General features: G+C 60.4%; 12 protein-coding genes. 3 read left to right on the forward strand and 9 right to left on the reverse strand.

The genetic code is table 11. The annotated features are described in order from the left end of the window. Window positions 1-161: 161 nt before the first annotated feature. The 5 genes from SCM96_14870 to SCM96_14890 form a co-directional block, all read right to left on the reverse strand. Window positions 162-1,544, reverse strand: coding sequence for an aminopeptidase P family protein (locus tag SCM96_14870; protein ID MDW7761907.1), 1,383 nt, complete (start codon window positions 1,542-1,544; stop codon window positions 162-164). Between the two features lie 106 nt (window positions 1,545-1,650). Beyond that, on the reverse strand, window positions 1,651-3,171 hold the full coding sequence (locus tag SCM96_14875) for a YhjD/YihY/BrkB family envelope integrity protein (protein MDW7761908.1): 1,521 nt from the start codon (window positions 3,169-3,171) through the stop codon (window positions 1,651-1,653). A 9-nt stretch (window positions 3,172-3,180) separates the two neighbouring features. Next, window positions 3,181-3,858, reverse strand: a complete 678-nt coding sequence (locus SCM96_14880; protein ID MDW7761909.1) for a TrkA family potassium uptake protein — start codon at window positions 3,856-3,858, stop codon at window positions 3,181-3,183. Window positions 3,859-3,873: 15 nt separating this feature from the next. Further along, window positions 3,874-5,142 carry a TrkH family potassium uptake protein gene (locus tag SCM96_14885; protein ID MDW7761910.1) on the reverse strand — a complete coding sequence of 423 codons (1,269 nt, stop codon included), beginning with the start codon at window positions 5,140-5,142 and terminating at the stop codon, window positions 3,874-3,876. A 150-nt stretch (window positions 5,143-5,292) separates the two neighbouring features. Then, the gene (locus tag SCM96_14890) at window positions 5,293-7,140 is read right to left on the reverse strand and encodes a M12 family metallo-peptidase (protein MDW7761911.1); all 1,848 of its coding nucleotides are present in this window, start codon (window positions 7,138-7,140) and stop codon (window positions 5,293-5,295) included. Window positions 7,141-7,153: 13 nt separating this feature from the next. Between SCM96_14890 and SCM96_14895 the strand changes: the two genes are divergently transcribed. Further along, on the forward strand, window positions 7,154-7,336 hold the full coding sequence (locus tag SCM96_14895) for a hypothetical protein (GenBank protein ID MDW7761912.1): 183 nt from the start codon (window positions 7,154-7,156) through the stop codon (window positions 7,334-7,336). A gap of 86 nt (window positions 7,337-7,422) precedes the next feature. Continuing rightward, the gene (locus SCM96_14900; GenBank protein ID MDW7761913.1) at window positions 7,423-10,158 is read left to right on the forward strand and encodes a protein kinase; all 2,736 of its coding nucleotides are present in this window, start codon (window positions 7,423-7,425) and stop codon (window positions 10,156-10,158) included. A gap of 119 nt (window positions 10,159-10,277) precedes the next feature. On the opposite strand, the gene SCM96_14905 is transcribed toward SCM96_14900, so the two are convergent. The 3 genes from SCM96_14905 to SCM96_14915 form a co-directional block, all read right to left on the reverse strand. Continuing rightward, window positions 10,278-10,475 carry a hypothetical protein gene (locus SCM96_14905; GenBank protein MDW7761914.1) on the reverse strand — a complete coding sequence of 66 codons (198 nt, stop codon included), beginning with the start codon at window positions 10,473-10,475 and terminating at the stop codon, window positions 10,278-10,280. A 64-nt stretch (window positions 10,476-10,539) separates the two neighbouring features. Next, complete coding sequence (locus SCM96_14910; GenBank protein MDW7761915.1) at window positions 10,540-12,000, reverse strand: S8 family serine peptidase; 1,461 nt, start codon at window positions 11,998-12,000, stop codon at window positions 10,540-10,542. Window positions 12,001-12,117: 117 nt separating this feature from the next. After that, window positions 12,118-13,812: a M14 family zinc carboxypeptidase gene (locus SCM96_14915; protein ID MDW7761916.1), complete on the reverse strand. Its 1,695-nt coding sequence runs from the start codon at window positions 13,810-13,812 to the stop codon at window positions 12,118-12,120. Window positions 13,813-13,971: 159 nt separating this feature from the next. Here SCM96_14915 and SCM96_14920 point away from each other — a divergent pair, with 159 nt between their 5' ends. Next, on the forward strand, window positions 13,972-14,850 hold the full coding sequence (locus tag SCM96_14920; GenBank protein ID MDW7761917.1) for a sugar phosphate isomerase/epimerase: 879 nt from the start codon (window positions 13,972-13,974) through the stop codon (window positions 14,848-14,850). Between the two features lie 18 nt (window positions 14,851-14,868). Here the strand turns inward: SCM96_14920 and SCM96_14925 are convergent, their stop codons facing one another. After that, window positions 14,869-16,956 (reverse strand): S9 family peptidase, encoded by a 2,088-nt coding sequence (locus SCM96_14925; protein ID MDW7761918.1) that lies wholly within the window; start codon window positions 16,954-16,956, stop codon window positions 14,869-14,871. Between the last annotated feature and the right edge of the window lie 83 nt (window positions 16,957-17,039).

Below are 17,039 nucleotides of genomic sequence, written 5' to 3' on the forward strand. Positions count from 1 at the left end.
CGGTTATAAAGTGATATTGAACGACATCGCGTTGGTTTTAATTATACCACACGCTCATTTGAAAGCCCGGGAGGCAGATCCCAGGAACGACGATGTTCACCGTCATCCGGAGCGGGACGAGTGTTCCGACCGGCAAGCCCGCCGGGCCGTATATCGCCGATCTACCGGCGCAGGGCTTCGACGTCCTCGATGCTTTTGGGTTTGTCCTTCCCCATGCGGCGGCAACCTTCGGGCGTGATGAGGAAGCTCTCCTCATTGCGCACGCCGCTGAACCCGCGGTAGGCATTCATCTTGTCATAGTTCAGGAAGTCCATGAACTTGCCCTCGGAACGCCACTTGTCCATCAATTCCGGGATAAAGTAAATCCCCGGCTCGACGGTCAGAACGAATCCCGGTTCCAGGGGCCGGGCCAGGCGCAGTGATTTCAGGCCGAACTGGGTGCTTTTGGGTTCACCGTCATATCCCACATAGACTTCGCCCAGATCCTCCATATCGTGGACATCGAGTCCCATCATGTGGCCGGTCCCGCAGGGGAAGAACATGGCATGGGCCCCCTGGGCCACCGCCTCGTCGACATCGCCCTTCATGAGGCCCAGATCCTTCAATCCCCGGGCGATGACTCGGCAGGCGGTGAGATGGACATCACGGAACGGCACTCCGGGCTTGAGCATGGCGACGGCGGCGTTGTAGGCGTCCAGGGACAGCCCGCAAATCTCCCGCTGGCGGGGGGAATAAACCGGGTCGACCGGGAAGGTGCTCGACAGGTCGGCGGCGTAATGCCGGGCGGTTTCGGCGCCGAAATCGCAAAGCACGAGATCTCCATTTTTCAGGGTGTTGCCGTGATAGTGGTTGTGAAGGGTCTGCCCGTTGACGGTCAAAATGATGGGAAAGGCCAGGCCGCATCCGGCCGCTTGGGCAACACGCTGCACTTCGGCAACAAGTTCATATTCTTTCATACCCGGCCGGGCGGCCGTCATTGCGGCGACGTGCATGTCGACGGAGACGTCCGAGGCTCTGTCGATCTCAGCGATTTCCTCCGCGGACTTGATGTTCCGCTGATCGACAACGGCACGGATGAACTCAACGGACGCGGATTGGGCCGCCTGCGCCGGCGGAATCCCCAGAAGATCCAGAAGTTTCAGCTTGTTTTCGGGGCGGTAGGGCGGCAGGAAGTGAACGGTGCGGCCGCTTTTCTTGGCAACAGACAGCATCTCGGCGAGCCGGGCCGCCGGCGCCGTTTTCTGAACGCCGACCAGACGGCTTTTTTCGATCAGCGTGGGCTGGGTTCCCATCCAGACAATGTCCTCGACCGTAAGTTCGGTGCCGAAGATGGTCTCCGTGCCGTCGTCAAGGTCGATGACCGCGGCCAGGCCGGCAAAGTCGAGTCCGAAATAATACAAAAACGTACTGTCCTGGCGGAAATGATAGGTGTTGTCGGCATAGTTCATCGGGCTTTCATCGTTGCCCAGGAACAGAAGCAATCCTGATTTGATGCGCTCCTTCAACCGGTTGCGTCTTGCGACATAAATATCTGCTGAAAACATGAGAAACCTCCTTGCGGATATAAATATATCACACATCAGAAGTCAAAACGACAATATCCGGACAATATGACCGCGAGTACGGGCCGGATTCTCGAAGCCCAGGTCGCTAGGCTGGAAATTCCCGGCTTCGGACGGCCTCCCGAATGGCATCCATCTTGATAGCCGTAACTTTCCCGTCCTTGAGAGTCAACCAGCCCTCCTCGACCAGCCCGGCCATGACCTGTCGGAGATCGTCCGCATCCTCTCCCGTCAAGGCCGCAATGCCCGCGACCGTGGGTTCGCGGCCTTTCTCGAAAGGCTGGTCGGCGGCAAGGATGAGAAGGGCCAAGAGCCGGGTCCGGGTTTGATTCAATTCGTCCAAAGAGTCATTGGTGTTTTTTAGGCGCCGGGAAAACTCCTTCAGCATCAGAACGGCGATGTGCTCGCTCTCCCTCAAAAGATCGCGGAAAGTCCGTTCGTCGATCACCGCGATCCGGCTGTCTTCGACGGCCACGGCGGAGGCTGTCCGGGGCGTCCCGGTCAAGGCCGCCATTTCCCCGATGTACTCTCCGGGGCCGATCTCGGTCAGGAACTTTTTTGCCGGAGCCGACTCTTTTTCCACCCGGACCCGGCCGGACAGGATATGGAAGATCTCCCGCCCTGCATCCCCTTCCCGGAAAAGATAAGCGCCCCGGGGATAGAGACAGCCGAACTTCGCATACAGACGATCCTCGATCCCGGCCGCGGGCGCCTTGTGTCCCAGCATGGATTTTTCCAGGAGAACGAGATGCCTCCGTTCAAACGCGGCGATGAGTTCCGCGCAAAAAAGAAAAATCAGCGCCACGTAGAAGACCCAGATCACCAGGATCACGACAGTTTCCAGCGAGCCGAAGATCACACTGTAGCGGGTGTGGCGGGCGATGTACCAGGTGAAAAAATGCTTGGCCGCTTCCATGAGAACGGCAAACACGGCGGCGCCGGTGAAGACCCGGGCCATACGGATTTTCCGGGTCGGAATGATCCGGTATCCAACCGCGGCGATAAGAACCACAAGAAAAAAGGGTACCATGTAGCCGAAAACGATTCCGCGCAGGAAGTCGAAACCGGGCGGCCAGAGCGCCCGAACCCAGGGAAGTTCCGTCAGCCGGACCGCCAGGGATGTGAGCACCACGCTGGCGATGCCGGCGGCCCAGGCCGCTGGGATCATGGCCATGGCCAGAATCTTGGACTTCAGATAGCTGCGTTCCGTCGGCGAGCGGAAGACGATGTCCAGCGCTTTTTCGACGACACCGAAAATCATGGAGGCAAACCAGAGCAGACTCACCAACCCGGCCCACCCCAGGACCTGTCGCTTTTCCTCGATCACACCCAACTGGGCCATCAGTTCATCGGATAAAAACGGATGGACCGCGTGAATGCCGTCCAGAACCTCCTGCTGCACTTCCGGGTTGGCGCCGAAAAAACGGCTGATGACCAGAATGGAGAGGATGAACAGCGGAATCAGCGAGAGGATGGCATAAAGGGCGATGGCCGCCGCCTGGTTGCCGTCGCCGTTTCGGCTGAATCGGCCGACGGCGTCAACCAGAAGATCCCAGGCCGGAGCGGCCCTCCGGCGGATTTTCTGACGGCGATCGTTCGGTCTCTTCATATCCTTGTTCTACGCAGAACGGCCTTTGTTCATTTGCTTATGCAGCCTGGAGACGGCTTCCTCCGAGCCGAAAACCAACAGGTTGTCGCTGTTCCTGATCACATAGTCCGCCCCGGGATTGATGAAGGTTTCTTCGGGGACATGAGATTTGACGGCGATGATCGTGACATTGTATTTTCGGCGCATTTGGATTTTATCGAGAGTTTTCCCGACAAAGGAATCCGCCGGAGCGATTTCCTGGATGACATAACCCGACTCAATGGGCAGATAGTTCAGTGTGTTTTCATAGCGGATGTGAAAACCGATCTTGCGGGCGATATCCCGCTCGGGATAGGAAACCTCCGTGGCTCCCACAAGAAAGAGGATCTTTTCATGATCATCAGAAATCGCCTTGCCGATGATTCTGGGGGCGCCCAACTCCTTGAGAAGGTACACAGCAAGAATGCTGGGTTCCGGTTTGGGTCCCATGGAGACAACGACACAGTCCATCTCCCCAACCCCCAGAGTCTCCAAGTTCGCCCGCCGCGTGCCGTCCATGACAACCGGACGGGTGACGATATCCTTAACCAGGTTGACCCTGTATTCGTCCAAGTCAACAGCAACGATTTCCAGGTCCTTTTCCTGGGACAGCGTGCGCACCAGGTTGATCCCGAAACTGCCGAGTCCGATGATGACGATTTTTTTCACGAATACTCTCCTTTTTCACCCGATCATGATGCTTTCTTCCGGATATTGGAACTCCGCCCGGGATTCTTTGCGGCTCAGGGCAATGAGCAGAGTGAGGGGCCCCACACGCCCGATGAGCATCGTGATCATGATGACGATCTTGGAGGGCAGGCTCATCTGAGGTGTGACTCCCAAGCTCAATCCCACGGTGCCGAAAGCGGAGATCGTTTCAAAGAGCAGGTCCTGAAAGGGAAGCCCGGGTTGAAAGCTGGCTAACAGCAGGAAGCTGATCACCACCACGCCCAATGACAAAACGATGACAAGGAGGGCCTTTTCAATGTTTTTTCCTGAGATGCGGCGGTAATGAAGGCTGACCCGATCCCGTCCGCGCAAAAGAGAACGAATGTAGGCAAAGACCATCCCCACGCTGGTTGTTTTAACACCGCCCCCGGTGGAGCCCGGTGAGGCACCGATGAACATCAGGATCATGATCATGAACAAGGAGGCCGGCGAAAGGATGTTCATCTCGATGGTATTGAATCCCGCCGTCCTTGCCGTAATGGACTGGAAAAGCGATGCCAGCAATCGTGAGCCGCCGGCGAGGGATTTCGTGGGATTGGAGAGCTCCTCCAGCCAAATCACCAGGAATCCCGCCAGAACGAGAAGGCCGCTCACCGTCAGGACCACTTTGGAATGCAGGCTGATTCGGCAAACGACACGGTTCCGGAAACTTAGACATCCTGCTATATCTTTAAGTACGACAAAGCCGATACCGCCCGCCAAGATCAGAACGATGAAGGTCAAATTGATCCCCGGCGATGCGGTGAAGTCCCTCAAGCTGTTGGAGAACAAGGAGAAGCCGGCGTTACAAAAAGCCGAAACGGCATGGAACACCGCGGAGAAAAGCCGCCGGCTGCCCTCCAGGTGAGAGAACTGAAAATAGAGCACGACAGCTCCGACGGTCTCAAAAGTTATGGTGAACAGAAAAATGCGTATGACGATGCTTCGGATGTTGCGGGCTGAACCGGTGGTGAAGTCGCTGATGATAAGGCTCCGGTCGGTGAGAGACAAAGGACGCCCAAAGAGGAGTATAATCAGGGTGGAAAAGCTCATGAACCCCAAGCCTCCGAGCTGGATGAGGACCAGAATCACGATCTGACCGAATCGCGTGAAATCGACGGGGGTGTCACAGACGATGAGCCCCGTGACGGTGACCGCCGACGTGGCGGTAAAGAGAGCATCTTCCAGGGGCAGGAACTGGGCGTGGGTGGCTGAGGGCAGCCGCAGCATCAGAGTGCCCACCATAATCAGACATAAAAAACTTGTTATTGCAATGAAAGCAATCCTGCGGTTCATTCCGCATCTACTCTATCAATTGAGGAATCGTTTTGGCAACCTTGGGTCTCAACATCAAGCCGGGACGTGAGAGCGCGACCGGTTCGAGGCTCGATTGAATTAACGGATCGTCATCGAGGCCGGAAGTCCGTCCCGGCCGCCCGAGCCGACGGCGACGATCTCGTAGACATAGGGCCCGGACGCGCTGACGTTGCGGTGCCAATATTCAAAAACGGCGGATGACGTTTCGCCGATCAGAATCCGCAAGCCGCCTTCGATCCGATAAATGCGGTAGGACGAGATCGCAATCCCCTCGTTTGCCGAGTTGGATTGCCAGCGCAGGATGTTGATATGTTCCCGCTGCAGAAGAGACCGGTTTTCGATCCGGCGGCCGGAAACATTCGCGGGCGGCTGAACGATCCGGAAATTCGCCCTGACGATTTTATCGCGGTCCATGACGATTTCGATCGGGTTGGCGGAGCCCGAGGCGTCTCCGGACCACTCGACGAAAGCATGATGGTTGGAAGGAACAGCGGTGACGACGGCTTTGTCTCCGACGATATAAGAGCGAATGCCGGGCGCCGGGTCCGTTGTTCCCCCGGACCCGGCCATGATCGTCAGCCGGATCGTTGGAACGGTGCGATAGGCCGCCACGACATGTTTGACCTCGCGGATGTTGCGGGCATTGTCGGCTTTATCGGCAAGGCCCGTGGAGACACCCTGATGGAGAATATCCGGGTTTGAAAAATGGGCCGTCCGGATGTGGCGCTGCCCGTCGGCGAAGTATTGCCCGGATTCGTAAGTCATGATCGAGCAGAACCGGCCGCCGCTGTCTCCGACCCAGCGCCAGCCCGCCGAGTAGTCGAACAACCCCGGGCCCGGTTGCTCGTTCTGATCCCTGTGATGATCGCAGCCCATGTTGTGGCCCATTTCGTGGATATGGGTGAAGGTATGAGCCGCCTGCTGAATCCGAGCCAGAGAAAAACCCAACCGGGAACGTCCGGAAGGCCGGTCCAGAAGCCAGCCGAGGCCCCCCACATCATCGACGCGGGCGAACATGGACACCAGGTCCGCACCGTATCGATCCCGCCACTCATGAACTTCGTCCATGTATCGGTCGGGATCGCGATCCCATGGATCATAACCCGCATGGAACGTCAGCCGGTCGATGTCGACTTCGGAATCCCCGCTTTCCATGTAATCGACTTCCAACGATCGGACCAGGGATATGGTCAGGATCGTGTTGCTGTTGTCAAGAGCCAGCTGAGCCTTTGCCATGGCCTGGGCGACGACATTGGCGATCCCGCCGCCCGAGGCATCGGCCCAATCCCGGGCCGCCGGTGTGTAGACGATCATCACGTCGATGTAGGCCGGATCTTCCGGTCCGGAGGCGGCTATCTTTTCTTTTATTCCAGCAATTTCCACGTTTTCCTGAATCGTCGGGGGAGGGGGTCGACGGGACGGGCCGACCGGAGCCACATCCAGAAGATCGGCCAGCGGCTCGATCAGGTAATGCGTGCGGGCGGAGGAGGGCTCGCTTTGAATAAGATAGCGTTCGCTCGTTTCGGGGATCCGGACGGCAGCCAGGCTGCGCCCCTCAGTCGTGGAGATGAGCACATAGCCCAGGGGATGTCCCTCGATCCGACCTCGGATCGTCAGCGTGCCGTTGACATTGACGTCCGTACGGTCGATCCGGGCTCTGTAGACCCTGTCGGGGAAAAGATCGAGAACGAGGGTATCGCCTTCGGTGAGAAGGCCGGGCGTTCGGACCTGCGGTGCCAGAGCGACGGGACGCATTCTCACCGCCGCCGGAAAGTCCGGCGGAGGCGCCGGCATGAGGCCCGCGGGTGCGCCGCGCTCAAAAAGGCGGATCTCCTCGGCCCATCCCGAAAGGACGGATCCGAGGAGGAGAAGAATCAGAACGGCGGCCGTTTTGGCTGGGGAGCCGAAAATTCGTGGATGTTTCATGATTTCCTGATATTTGTCTTTCCTTTATCATCATATCATAGCCCGGAAGAACCGGCCCGGAGGCGGCTGGACACAAGGCTTCCGCTTCGAAACACGGGCCGTCAACTCGGAAACCCGGTTGATCCTGAAACTGGCTCCCGGCGGAGGCTGGGCGGGGATCATCTGCCCCGACGCCCAGGCCGGCCCCGATCGCTGAGAGTGGGCATCGCGATCGCGGCACCAATCGACGCGTTTTGAACAATTGACATCCTCTTCGGGATGGATTTATCATGGCATCAAAACATGACGATGTCAGCCGGATCACGCCTCGGTCCTTACAGCATCGTCGCCCCCCTGGGCGCCGGCGGCATGGGCGAAGTCTACCGGGCCCGGGACGAAAGGCTGCAACGGGACGTTGCGATCAAGGTGCTGCCCACGGCGATCGCCGGTGACCCCGACCGCCTGGCCAGATTTGAGCGGGAGGCGAGGGCTCTGGCCCGGCTGTCACATCCGGCTGTTCTTTCGATCTTCGACTTCGGGAAAGAGGGCGAGACCACCTATGCCGTCACCGAGCTTCTTGAAGGCGAAACTCTGCGCGAGCGTCTCGGGCATGAACACCTGTCGTGGCGTCGGGCCGTGGACACGGCCGCGGCTCTCGCCGAGGGGCTGGCGGCGGCCCACGGCGCCGGAATCGTCCACCGCGACCTGAAACCCGAAAACATCTTTCTCACCCGTGACGGACGCGTGAAGATCCTCGACTTCGGGCTGGCCCGGACCGAACCGGTCCGACCGGTCGAAGGAGCGACGTTGTCGCTCGCACCGCCGGATACCGCGCCCGGGGCCGTGCTCGGAACGGTCGGGTACATGGCACCGGAACAGGTGCGTGGCGAACCCGCCGACGCCCGCTCCGACATTTTTGCTCTTGGCTGCGTACTTTACGAGATGCTGACCGGCCGGAGGGCTTTCAAACGGGACACTCCCGTGGAGACGATGACCGCAATCCTGAAGGACCCGGTCCCCGAAATGGATCTCCCCGGCACCGACATCTCTTCCGATCTCGACCGGATCGTCGGCCGCTGCCTCGAGAAAAATCCCGGAGAGCGCTTTCAGTCGGCGTGCGACCTGGCCTTCAGCCTCCGCGAAACGGCGAAACCGGGCGATCATCCCGCATCGGTTCCCCCGGCGCCGAGGCGCGGCCTGCAGATTGCGGGCGCCGTTTTCGCCGTTTTGCTCGTAACGGCCGCCGCCGTATTTTTATGGAGAAGCGGAATCCTTATGAGAAAGAGCGGTCCGGCCGGCCCGGCCGAAGGCGAGCGCGTCGCGGTGCTGCCCTTTGAAAACCTGGGCTCGGGGGACGATGCCTACTTCGCCGCGGGCGTCACGGACGAGATCACCGGACGCCTGGCTTCGGTCCAGGGGCTGGTTGTCGTCTCACGGACATCCGCGGCCCTGTACGCAGGATCGACCAAGAGTCCCCGCCAGATCGGCGATGAACTCGGCGTAAGGTATCTGCTCACCGGAACAGTCCGCTGGGCTCGCGGACAGGACATACCCGACAGGGTCCGCATCACACCCGAACTCATCCGCGTCGATGACGACACAAATCTCTGGTCCAATGTCTATGAATTCACCATGGACGACATCTTCGGCGTTCAGTCGGCGATCGCCCGGGAGGTCGTCTCCCGGCTCGGTCTCACCCTGCTCGAACACAAACCCGATTCTCTCGAGGAACGGCCGACCGTGAACATGGAGGCGTATCAGGCGTTTCTGCGAGGAAGATTTCTGGCCGGACAGCCTCACTTCACCCTTTCGACTTGGCTTTCTGCGCTCGGCGATTTCGAGCGCGCGGCCGATCTCGATCCCGATTTCGCGCTGGCCTGGACGTTTCTTTCCAGGGCCCATGCACGCCTTGTCTATTATCGCCATGATCTGACTCCGGAGCGGCGCGATCTGGCCCGCCGTGCCCTGGACCAGGCCGCCGGGCTCGCTCCCGAATCGCCGGATGTGCATCTGGCAGCCGGTTACTACCACTTGTGGGTGGAGCGGGATACCGAGGCCGCCCGAACCGAGTTCGAGGCCGCCTCCAAGGGAATGCCCAACAGCGTCGAGATCCAGGCGGCCCTGGGAGAGCTTTTCCGCATGCACGGCGAATGGGAGCGCGGGCTCGAAGCCTACAAAATAGCCGCTTCGCTCAGTCCCCGGGACGGATCGGCGATGGTCGACGTGGCCGAGACATTGTGGTGGCTGCGCCGCTATCCCGAGGCGGCCGAGGCGGCCGACCGGGCTATCGCCCTTTCTCCCGACCAGGCCTGGCCGTATCTAGTAAAAGTGTTCAATCTCTGGAGCTGGAGGGGAAGCGACGGCCTGGCCGAGGCTCGCTCGGCGCTGGAGTTCCTCCCCAAGGACCATGAGTGGACCGAGCTGTGCTGGTTCTGGCAGGAGAGCAGTGAAGGGCGTTTTGCCGAAGCCATCCGGCGCATGGAGTCTGACCCGGAAGGCTGGATCCGCCTCAAGGTCCAGGCCGCCCCAAAGGTCCTCCTCGCAGCGGTGCTGCGGGCTTCGCTCGGGGAGAAGGAAAAGGCCCGGGAGGGATTTGAGACCGCGATCCGGATGCTCGAGGCCGAGGTCCGGGCCAGGCCCAGGAACGCCCTCTACCACAGCTCTCTCGGCGTGGCCTATGCCGGGCTGGATCGGAGGGAGGAGGCTGTACGCGAGGGCCAACTCGGCGTCGAGCTCCTGCCGGTGTCGAAGGACGCAGTGTACGGGATACCGGGCGAACTCGAACTCGCGCAAATCTACACGATCCTCGGCGACACTGAGAGGGCGATCGAGCAGCTCGAGTATCTCCTTTCACGACCGGGTTGGGTCAGTGTGCCTTATATCAGGATGGACTACCGCTTCCCCGCACTGAAGAGGGATCACCGCTTCGAGGAGCTGCTGGTCAAACACGAAACAACAACTCTCGCGGCAAGACCCAAGAATTCGATGAGATCGCCGATAAGAGCCCCAATTCGAGGGGAGGTCTTGTCGCCGTCGTGATCCTGAAAATGTTGGGCGAGTTGGCGGGGGTTTGGCTGGAAAGGTTGCGGAGATGATGACCGGATCCGCACCCTTCGGGGGTAAAACGCCGGAGAACTCCGACGTCGCCTCGCCGCTCTTCAATAATCGCCGGCCAATATTTTAAAGCATGCCGGCAGGGTGTCGAGAGCGTCATGAAGGCGTTTCTTGGAGTTCATCAGGATCTTGATCTGAACGGCCCCCGTCGACATCAGAGCGCGAACCGCCGCATCAATGTCCGCATCTGTGCCGAAATCCAATTGTTCCCTTCCGGTGGAAAGAGAGATTGCGGTTTCCATAGCCATTTCACCCTTTGAGTCGGGACAGTCCGGAAAAACTTGAAAACATCGAGCCGAGACCCGGTCAGCCTTTGGCCAGAAGCACGGATTCAAAGGCATCGGCCAAGCCGTCACCAGTCGCAAGATCCGGCCCCTCCGTCGCTGGGTGAGCGCCCGTGAAAGGGCTGCAATGGCCCTCGACCACATCCCGGGCGGTTTTTTTCATGATTTCACGCACATCTGCGGGGGGGAGGTCAGGGGCGGCCTGCTTGATGAGCGCGACCAGGCCGGCCAACTGCGGGGCGGCGGCCGAGGTTCCGCTGAAACAGGCCCAGCCGTCCTGTTTGCCGGTCCGGTCGCCGTTGGGAAACGTCCCGCCACCCAGCGATGTGTCGATCTGACAGCCCGGTTCGACCGGCAGCATGATATAGATCGCCTTCGGCTGTTCGCCGACCAGTCCGCTGACATCGGGCACCCGGCGGCCCGGAAAGTAGTGGCTCATGAATCCGCTGGAGTAGTCCGAAGCGCGCAACGTTCCGTCGGAATCCATGAACACGCCTCCCGCCGCGATGCAATCCGGGTGCTGGGCGGGAAAACCCCAGTGGCCGTTGCCTGCGGAGAAAACAACGACGATGCCCGATGCCCAGGCGGCGGCGACGGCAGCGGCCAGGGCCTGACCGGCCGCGCTCAGTTCCGGCTCGGGACCACGCATGTCGCTGCCCCAGGAACAGGTGATGACATGGGGACCGAGGGCCGCGGCCGCATGAAATGCGGCGATCGTGTTCGTGAAGCTCATTTTAACCGGCAGAAGCTCGGCGTCCGGGGCGACGGCGAAGACGTTGGCGGATTCGCCCGTTCCATGTCCGGATTCGTCGCAGTCCGGATCGTCCGCTCCCGGACCGAGGACGACAGGGGCCACCCGGTAGCCTCGTCCGGAAAAGAACGGGTGCGCAAATTGTCCGCTGTCGACCATGGCCACCCGGATGCCTTTCCCCGTGATGCCGGCACGGTGCGCCCGGTCCGCGTTGAGACCCAGAGAGACATCGGCGGGCACTTTCAAATGCCAATAGGGCACCGGCGGCGGCGAAATCGACGGCCCCATGAAATAGCGCGGCTCCTCGATGGCCACGCCCTCCAACACATCGTCAAACGGCGTTCCGGAGGTCGCAATTAGGCCGGGCATCGATGTGTCAAGACATTCGATGAACTCGGCCAAGTCTTTGACCGCGCCGGACTTGATCACTCTGCGCCGCTGAATTTCCAGCTTTGTCCGAAAAGCCTTTTCATAGGTTTTTTGGGAGCCGGCGATGTTGATGGTGAAGGGATTGACCTGAAGAATCTCGAATCCGGCCGCGCTCAGGCGGCGGACGGCCTCTTTGATCCGCTTGGGCTCCGACTGAAACCCGCCCACCGTTCCGGCCCGGATCCCTCCCACGGCATCGAACATGGAAACGCCGCCGACGGACCGCGGCGAGGCCATGGCGAAAATCCGGGCGGGCATGGCCGGCCGGGTTTTCTTTTTCGCTTTCCCGTTTTTTTTCATCATTTCCCTCAACTCCTCCCAGGAATTTCAAGGAGCAGGCGGCATCACCACCACCCTTGGAAGAATTGAGTCGCCGCGACAGAGGAAAAATGAAAAAAATATTCGTCGAGGATCGAAGAGTCAGCGGACCTCTTTTTTGAATTTAAAGATTGGGTAGACGACCGGGCGGACATCGGCGCCGAGGGCGCTGAGCGCCGCGTCGAGAACGCCCCAGCCTACAAAGCCGTCCATGGACTCCGGCTCCAGGTAATAGAAGGCGGCGTTGGCCATGGGCTGAGCCATGTCCAGGAAAAACGTGCCGGCCGGGAATTCGCGGACGGACGGGCCGAAGAAGCCGCCTTCGAGAACGGTCATATCGTACCCGCCGCGACGGACCTTGGACATGCGGTTGACGACGAACTGTTCGCCCTCCGCGGTCATCGGCTTTTCGAGCGCCTCCACCCGGATGTTGTGTGTTCTCAGTTTGGCGACGATGTCGGTCATATCAGCCGGGATCAAATAACCGCGGGGAACGGCGGCATCGCGCGTGCCCACAGGCTTGGTCAGATCCTCGACACCGCGAACGATCTCGGGCGGACCGGCAAATGCGTCCGGCAGCGTCCCGCGCACGCTTGTGCCGGGAAGCAGGCCGACAGGAATGTCACGGTAGGCCAGAAGATCGATCTTGCCCCGGGACTCGTAGCGGCCCTCGACCCAGTTCCGCAGGCGGCCGGATTCGGCCTCGGCTTTCACCCGGGCCACGGTTTCCTCGTCGGCCTTCCGGCAGATTGCGGCCATCTCTTTTCCATGAACGTTCGTGTATTCCAGGAGAGACATGACGTAAGCGTAATGACCGAAGATCTGGCGTTCGAATCCCACGCGGCCCGGCGTCTCCGTCAGAATCGACATGCGGTTTCGAAGTCCGTAGTTGGAGACCACGAACTTGGCCTCGACACTCCAGATCGCCGCGTCATGGCTCCACGTCGTAGGTGGCCAGGCCTTGTCGAAAAGGGCATGGGAGAAGACTTCGACGCCGAAGTTCTTCCGGACCAGGGTGCGAACCTCGGGAAAGAGGGTATCCCAGACATAGCCGCGCGGCGCGGGGTGAGCGGCCGGCACCGTGGAGTTGGCGTAGGCGTTGGCGTAGGCGGCGTTTCCGGATCCCATCCGGTGAGCGTCGTAGATGAGGACGGGATCCCAGGGATTGAAGACGTTCGTGTAGAGCGCGTTGACTTCGAGGGTTTCCAGTTTGACGCCGTCCCGGTTGAGATCGAAGCCGCCTGCGTTCGACCGCGATCCGGCCATGTGCGGCAGGCCGTCGCGGGTGCTGACCGTCTCGGTTCCGTCGACATTGAAGATCGGGGCGACGATGAGGATCTGGTTGTCGAGCAGGTCTTTGCGATCGCCCATCAGGATTTCGCGCATCACCATGAGCAGGGCTTCCGTGCCTTCGGATTCCGGCGGGTGGATGCTGCCCTGGAGATAGATAACGGGTTTCCCGGAATCCTTCGCCTGCTGAGGCGTGGTCACCCGCGGGTTGGCCAGGACGACGGCCGAAGAGATATTCCGGAGAGGGCTCGTGAAAATATCGAAGACGTGGACGTTCTCGCTGTTCCATTTCAAGAGGGAGATGAACTCATGGAGTTCGCGCACCGAGGTCGTCCGCGTGTAGCCGGTCTTTTCCGGGACGGTCAGGAATTCGGACGGCCAAGTTCCGTTCCATTCCGGCGGGACCTCGTCTCCCCAGTACATTTTGTCCGGCGTTTGTTCCTGGGCGGGCGAAATGCTGCAAAAAAGCGCGGCGGCGATGAAAGCGGAAACGAGCATACGTTTCATGGGACGACCTCCTGAATCCGATGTGAATCAATGACAGGTCAGATTGTCGCCTTTGCCGCCGGCGGCGTCAAGCTTTACGGCCGCTTCAATCGGACATTGAAACGGCGGCGGGATTTGTATATAAGGACGTTGAGACCCAAGAGACAAAAGGAGGCCGGCATGAACGATCAGAGGATACGGAATGTTTCGAGGCGGGATTTTATCAGGACGGCGGTTTTTGGCGCGGGAGCGGTGAGTCTCGCGGGGCTCGACAGACCGGCCTTTGGCGGGCCGTCACGAAAGTCGCCCGTAGCGACGAAAAAAATTCCGGTCGGGGTTCAAATCTATTCCGTCCGCGGGGCGGCGGCCAAGGACTTTCCCGGAGTCATCGAGGCCATCGCTCAAATGGGATACGAGGGCATCGAATTCGCCGGGTATTACGGCTGGGACGACAAACCCGGGGAGCTTCGAAAACTTCTCGATGCCAACGGGCTTAAATGTTGCGGGACTCATACCGGACTGAAAACCCTCACCGGAGATGCCCTCGAAGCCACCGCCGAACTGAATGCGGTTTTGGGAAACCCGTATCTCATCGTTCCAAGCCTCATGGCCGTCGACGAAAAAGGCTGGCTCGAGTTCGCCCGCATATTCAACGAGATTCTGCCCCGGGCCGAAGCCCTGGGCATGAGGATCGGCTACCATGCTCATGCCCACGATTTCAAGAAGCTGGGCGAAACGACGCCGTGGGAGATCTTCTTCGACAATACCGACAAACGTGTCCTCATGCAGATCGACACCGGGAATTGCCTGGCCGGGGGCGGCGACGCCGTGGCCATGCTGAGGAAATACCCCGGTCGCTCCCTGACCGTTCACCTCAAGGAGGAGGGCGGCCCGAACGGCGCCGTCATCGGCGAGGGCGATGTTCCCTGGAAGGACGTCTTCGAGGCTTGTGAAACGACCGCGGGGACGCTTTGGTATATCGTCGAGCACGAGACCGGCCCCGATTCGCTCGACGGCATCAGGGGCTGCCTCGAAGGGCTCAGGGCCATGGGCCGCTGAGCTGCACCGCCGTCTGATTCACTTCTTGGGCGCCGGATCGAGGCCGAAGCATTCGCTGACGTCGAGCGGCGGCATCGGTCCGTCGAGGGGCTTTTTGTCCCGCACGTACCAGTCGTACCACTGCAGATGACGGCAGAGCACATCCCAGCGTCCGGTCTGACGGGCGTTGCCGTGGCCCTCTCCGGGATACAACACCATGCGAACGGCCGGGTGATCGGTCATTTTCAGACGCCGGTAATATTCCAGACTCTGGCTGGGATGGACGCGCGTGTCCTCGGTGCCGTGCAGGATCAGAACCGCGGTCCGGCTCTGGTGGGCATGGTAGAGCGGGCTGCGTTCCAGGCTGAGCTGCCACATCTCCTCGAGCTTTTTCCCGGAGTGGACATAGAGCTCCTCGTAGGGGATGTCGAGCGTACCGCGCCGGCTGATCAGGTTGCTGATGCCGACGAACATCGTCGTCGCCCGGGCGAGGCGCGTGTAGTAAGAGGAGAACCAGGCTGCGGCATAACCGCCGTAGGACCCGCCGCCGAGGCCAACGCGGTCGGGATCGGCCGGGCCGGCGACCGCCAAGTGCTCGATTCCGTCGGCGATGTCATCGAATTCCTTGCCGGCCGGATCCATGAAACCCTCCATGGCGAAGGGCACGCCGTAGCCGGTGCTGGCCCGGTAGTTCGGGAGAAAGACAAGATAACCGCGGGCGGCCAGGACCTGGGAGGGGTGGAGATAGCCGGTCTGCCAGCCGTTCGAATAATGAGCCTCGGGGCCGCCGTGAACGGTGACGATCAGGGGATATTTTTCGCCTTCCCGATAATCGACCGGATAGACGAGCAGCCCCTCGATCTCCATGCCGTCGCGGGCCTTGTAGCGGATGATTTCCTGGCGGCCCAGGCGTCGGTCGCGCACCCAGGGATTGAGGTCGCTGAGAGCGCGCGGAGATTTCCCGGGTGTCCAATGGAAGAGTTCAGATGGGATGCGCTGTGTCTGGCCCAGGAGCAGGGCGTCCTTTCCTGATGCGCTGAAATAGGGCCGCGAAAAGACCAGTCCCTCCCCTTCTCCGGCCAGGATCCGGTTGCGCTGCCCGCCGTCGGTGCGCACGGTATAGAGGTTGTTCCAGACGCCTTCGGAAGCCAGATAAACGAGAGTTTGGTTGTCGCGCCAGTCCGCCCAGGAGATGTGTCCCTTGAAATCCGGAGGCGTGAGATTTTTCGTCGCGCCGTCTTTTACGGAGATGAGATAGACCTGGCTTACGGCGTGATCGTTGAGGTCCAGGGATGCCGTGTAAGCGACGTGGGCGCCGTCGGGGCTGAAGGCAAAACCGCCCAGTTTGCCGCTGTGCTTGATCAGGGAGCGCATATCGCCCGACTGGAGGTCGAGAAGCTTGACCTCCTGGAACATGTATTGGTGGTCGACGAGGTTCTTTTCCGAGCAGGCCAGGGCGATCGACCGGCCGTCGGGGCTGAATTCGAAGCTCCAGACCGTCACATCCTTGGTGAGGACGGCGGGATTATCCGGACCGATGGGGCGGTCGAGGTCGAGGATGTAGAGATTCCTGTGGCGGAGGTTTTCCTCGTAATAGATGAAATCGAAACCGCGCCGGCGGAGCACCTGGTCCTTTTCATCGGGAGGAGACTGGGCGATATAGGCCAGGTGGTTGGCTTTCGGATGCCAGCGATAGTCGATCACCGGGGTCGGCGATGTGGTCAGGGCGCGCGCTTCGCCGCCGGTGACCGGGATGGCCCAGACCTGGGGACGGGCGCCGTCGCCGCGCGAGGTGATGAACCCCAGCTCCTTATCGCCGGGTCGCCACTGCGGCGAGCGGACGTTGACCCGGCCGGTGACGAACGGGCGGATTTCGCCGGACGGCAGCGAGACGACATAGAGTTCGGACCAGGCTCCGCCGGGATCTTCCGTGATGCCGCGGGGCACGCTGACGGTCGTGGCCGCCCAACGGCCGTCGGCACTGAGGGCCGCGGATGAAACCGTTTTTGTGGCCATCACATCCGCCGGCGTCATGCCGCCCTTGTCGGCGTAAACGAACAATGCAATAAGCAGGAAAGCCGAAACGGCAAGCCCTCCCCCGAAAACCGGCCGATGTGTTGTCCTCATTTCTCCTCCTCTGTTGCTTGGCTTTGGTATTTTATTGATAATAATACACTTAATATGTTTCCGTCAGTTTGGCTAAGCCCTTA

The organism is Acidobacteriota bacterium (genome assembly GCA_033549365.1).
In the GTDB taxonomy this organism is placed as follows: domain Bacteria; phylum Acidobacteriota; class Aminicenantia; order Aminicenantales; family Saccharicenantaceae; genus JAWSUF01.

Bases quoted from the DNA above. Each gene is read 5' to 3' on its own strand.
- SCM96_14925 (MDW7761918.1), bottom strand. From the start codon at position 16,956: ATGAGGACAACACATCGGCCGGTTTTCGGGGGAGGGCTTGCCGTTTCG.
- SCM96_14890 (MDW7761911.1), bottom strand. From the start codon at position 7,140: ATGAAACATCCACGAATTTTCGGCTCCCCAGCCAAAACGGCCGCCGTT.
- SCM96_14915 (MDW7761916.1), bottom strand. From the start codon at position 13,812: ATGAAACGTATGCTCGTTTCCGCTTTCATCGCCGCCGCGCTTTTTTGC.
- SCM96_14905 (MDW7761914.1), bottom strand. From the start codon at position 10,475: ATGGAAACCGCAATCTCTCTTTCCACCGGAAGGGAACAATTGGATTTC.
- SCM96_14920 (MDW7761917.1), top strand. From the start codon at position 13,972: ATGAACGATCAGAGGATACGGAATGTTTCGAGGCGGGATTTTATCAGG.
- SCM96_14870 (MDW7761907.1), bottom strand. From the start codon at position 1,544: ATGTTTTCAGCAGATATTTATGTCGCAAGACGCAACCGGTTGAAGGAG.
- SCM96_14885 (MDW7761910.1), bottom strand. From the start codon at position 5,142: ATGGTGGGCACTCTGATGCTGCGGCTGCCCTCAGCCACCCACGCCCAG.
- SCM96_14900 (MDW7761913.1), top strand. From the start codon at position 7,423: ATGACGATGTCAGCCGGATCACGCCTCGGTCCTTACAGCATCGTCGCC.
- SCM96_14875 (MDW7761908.1), bottom strand. From the start codon at position 3,171: ATGAAGAGACCGAACGATCGCCGTCAGAAAATCCGCCGGAGGGCCGCT.
- SCM96_14910 (MDW7761915.1), bottom strand. From the start codon at position 12,000: ATGATGAAAAAAAACGGGAAAGCGAAAAAGAAAACCCGGCCGGCCATG.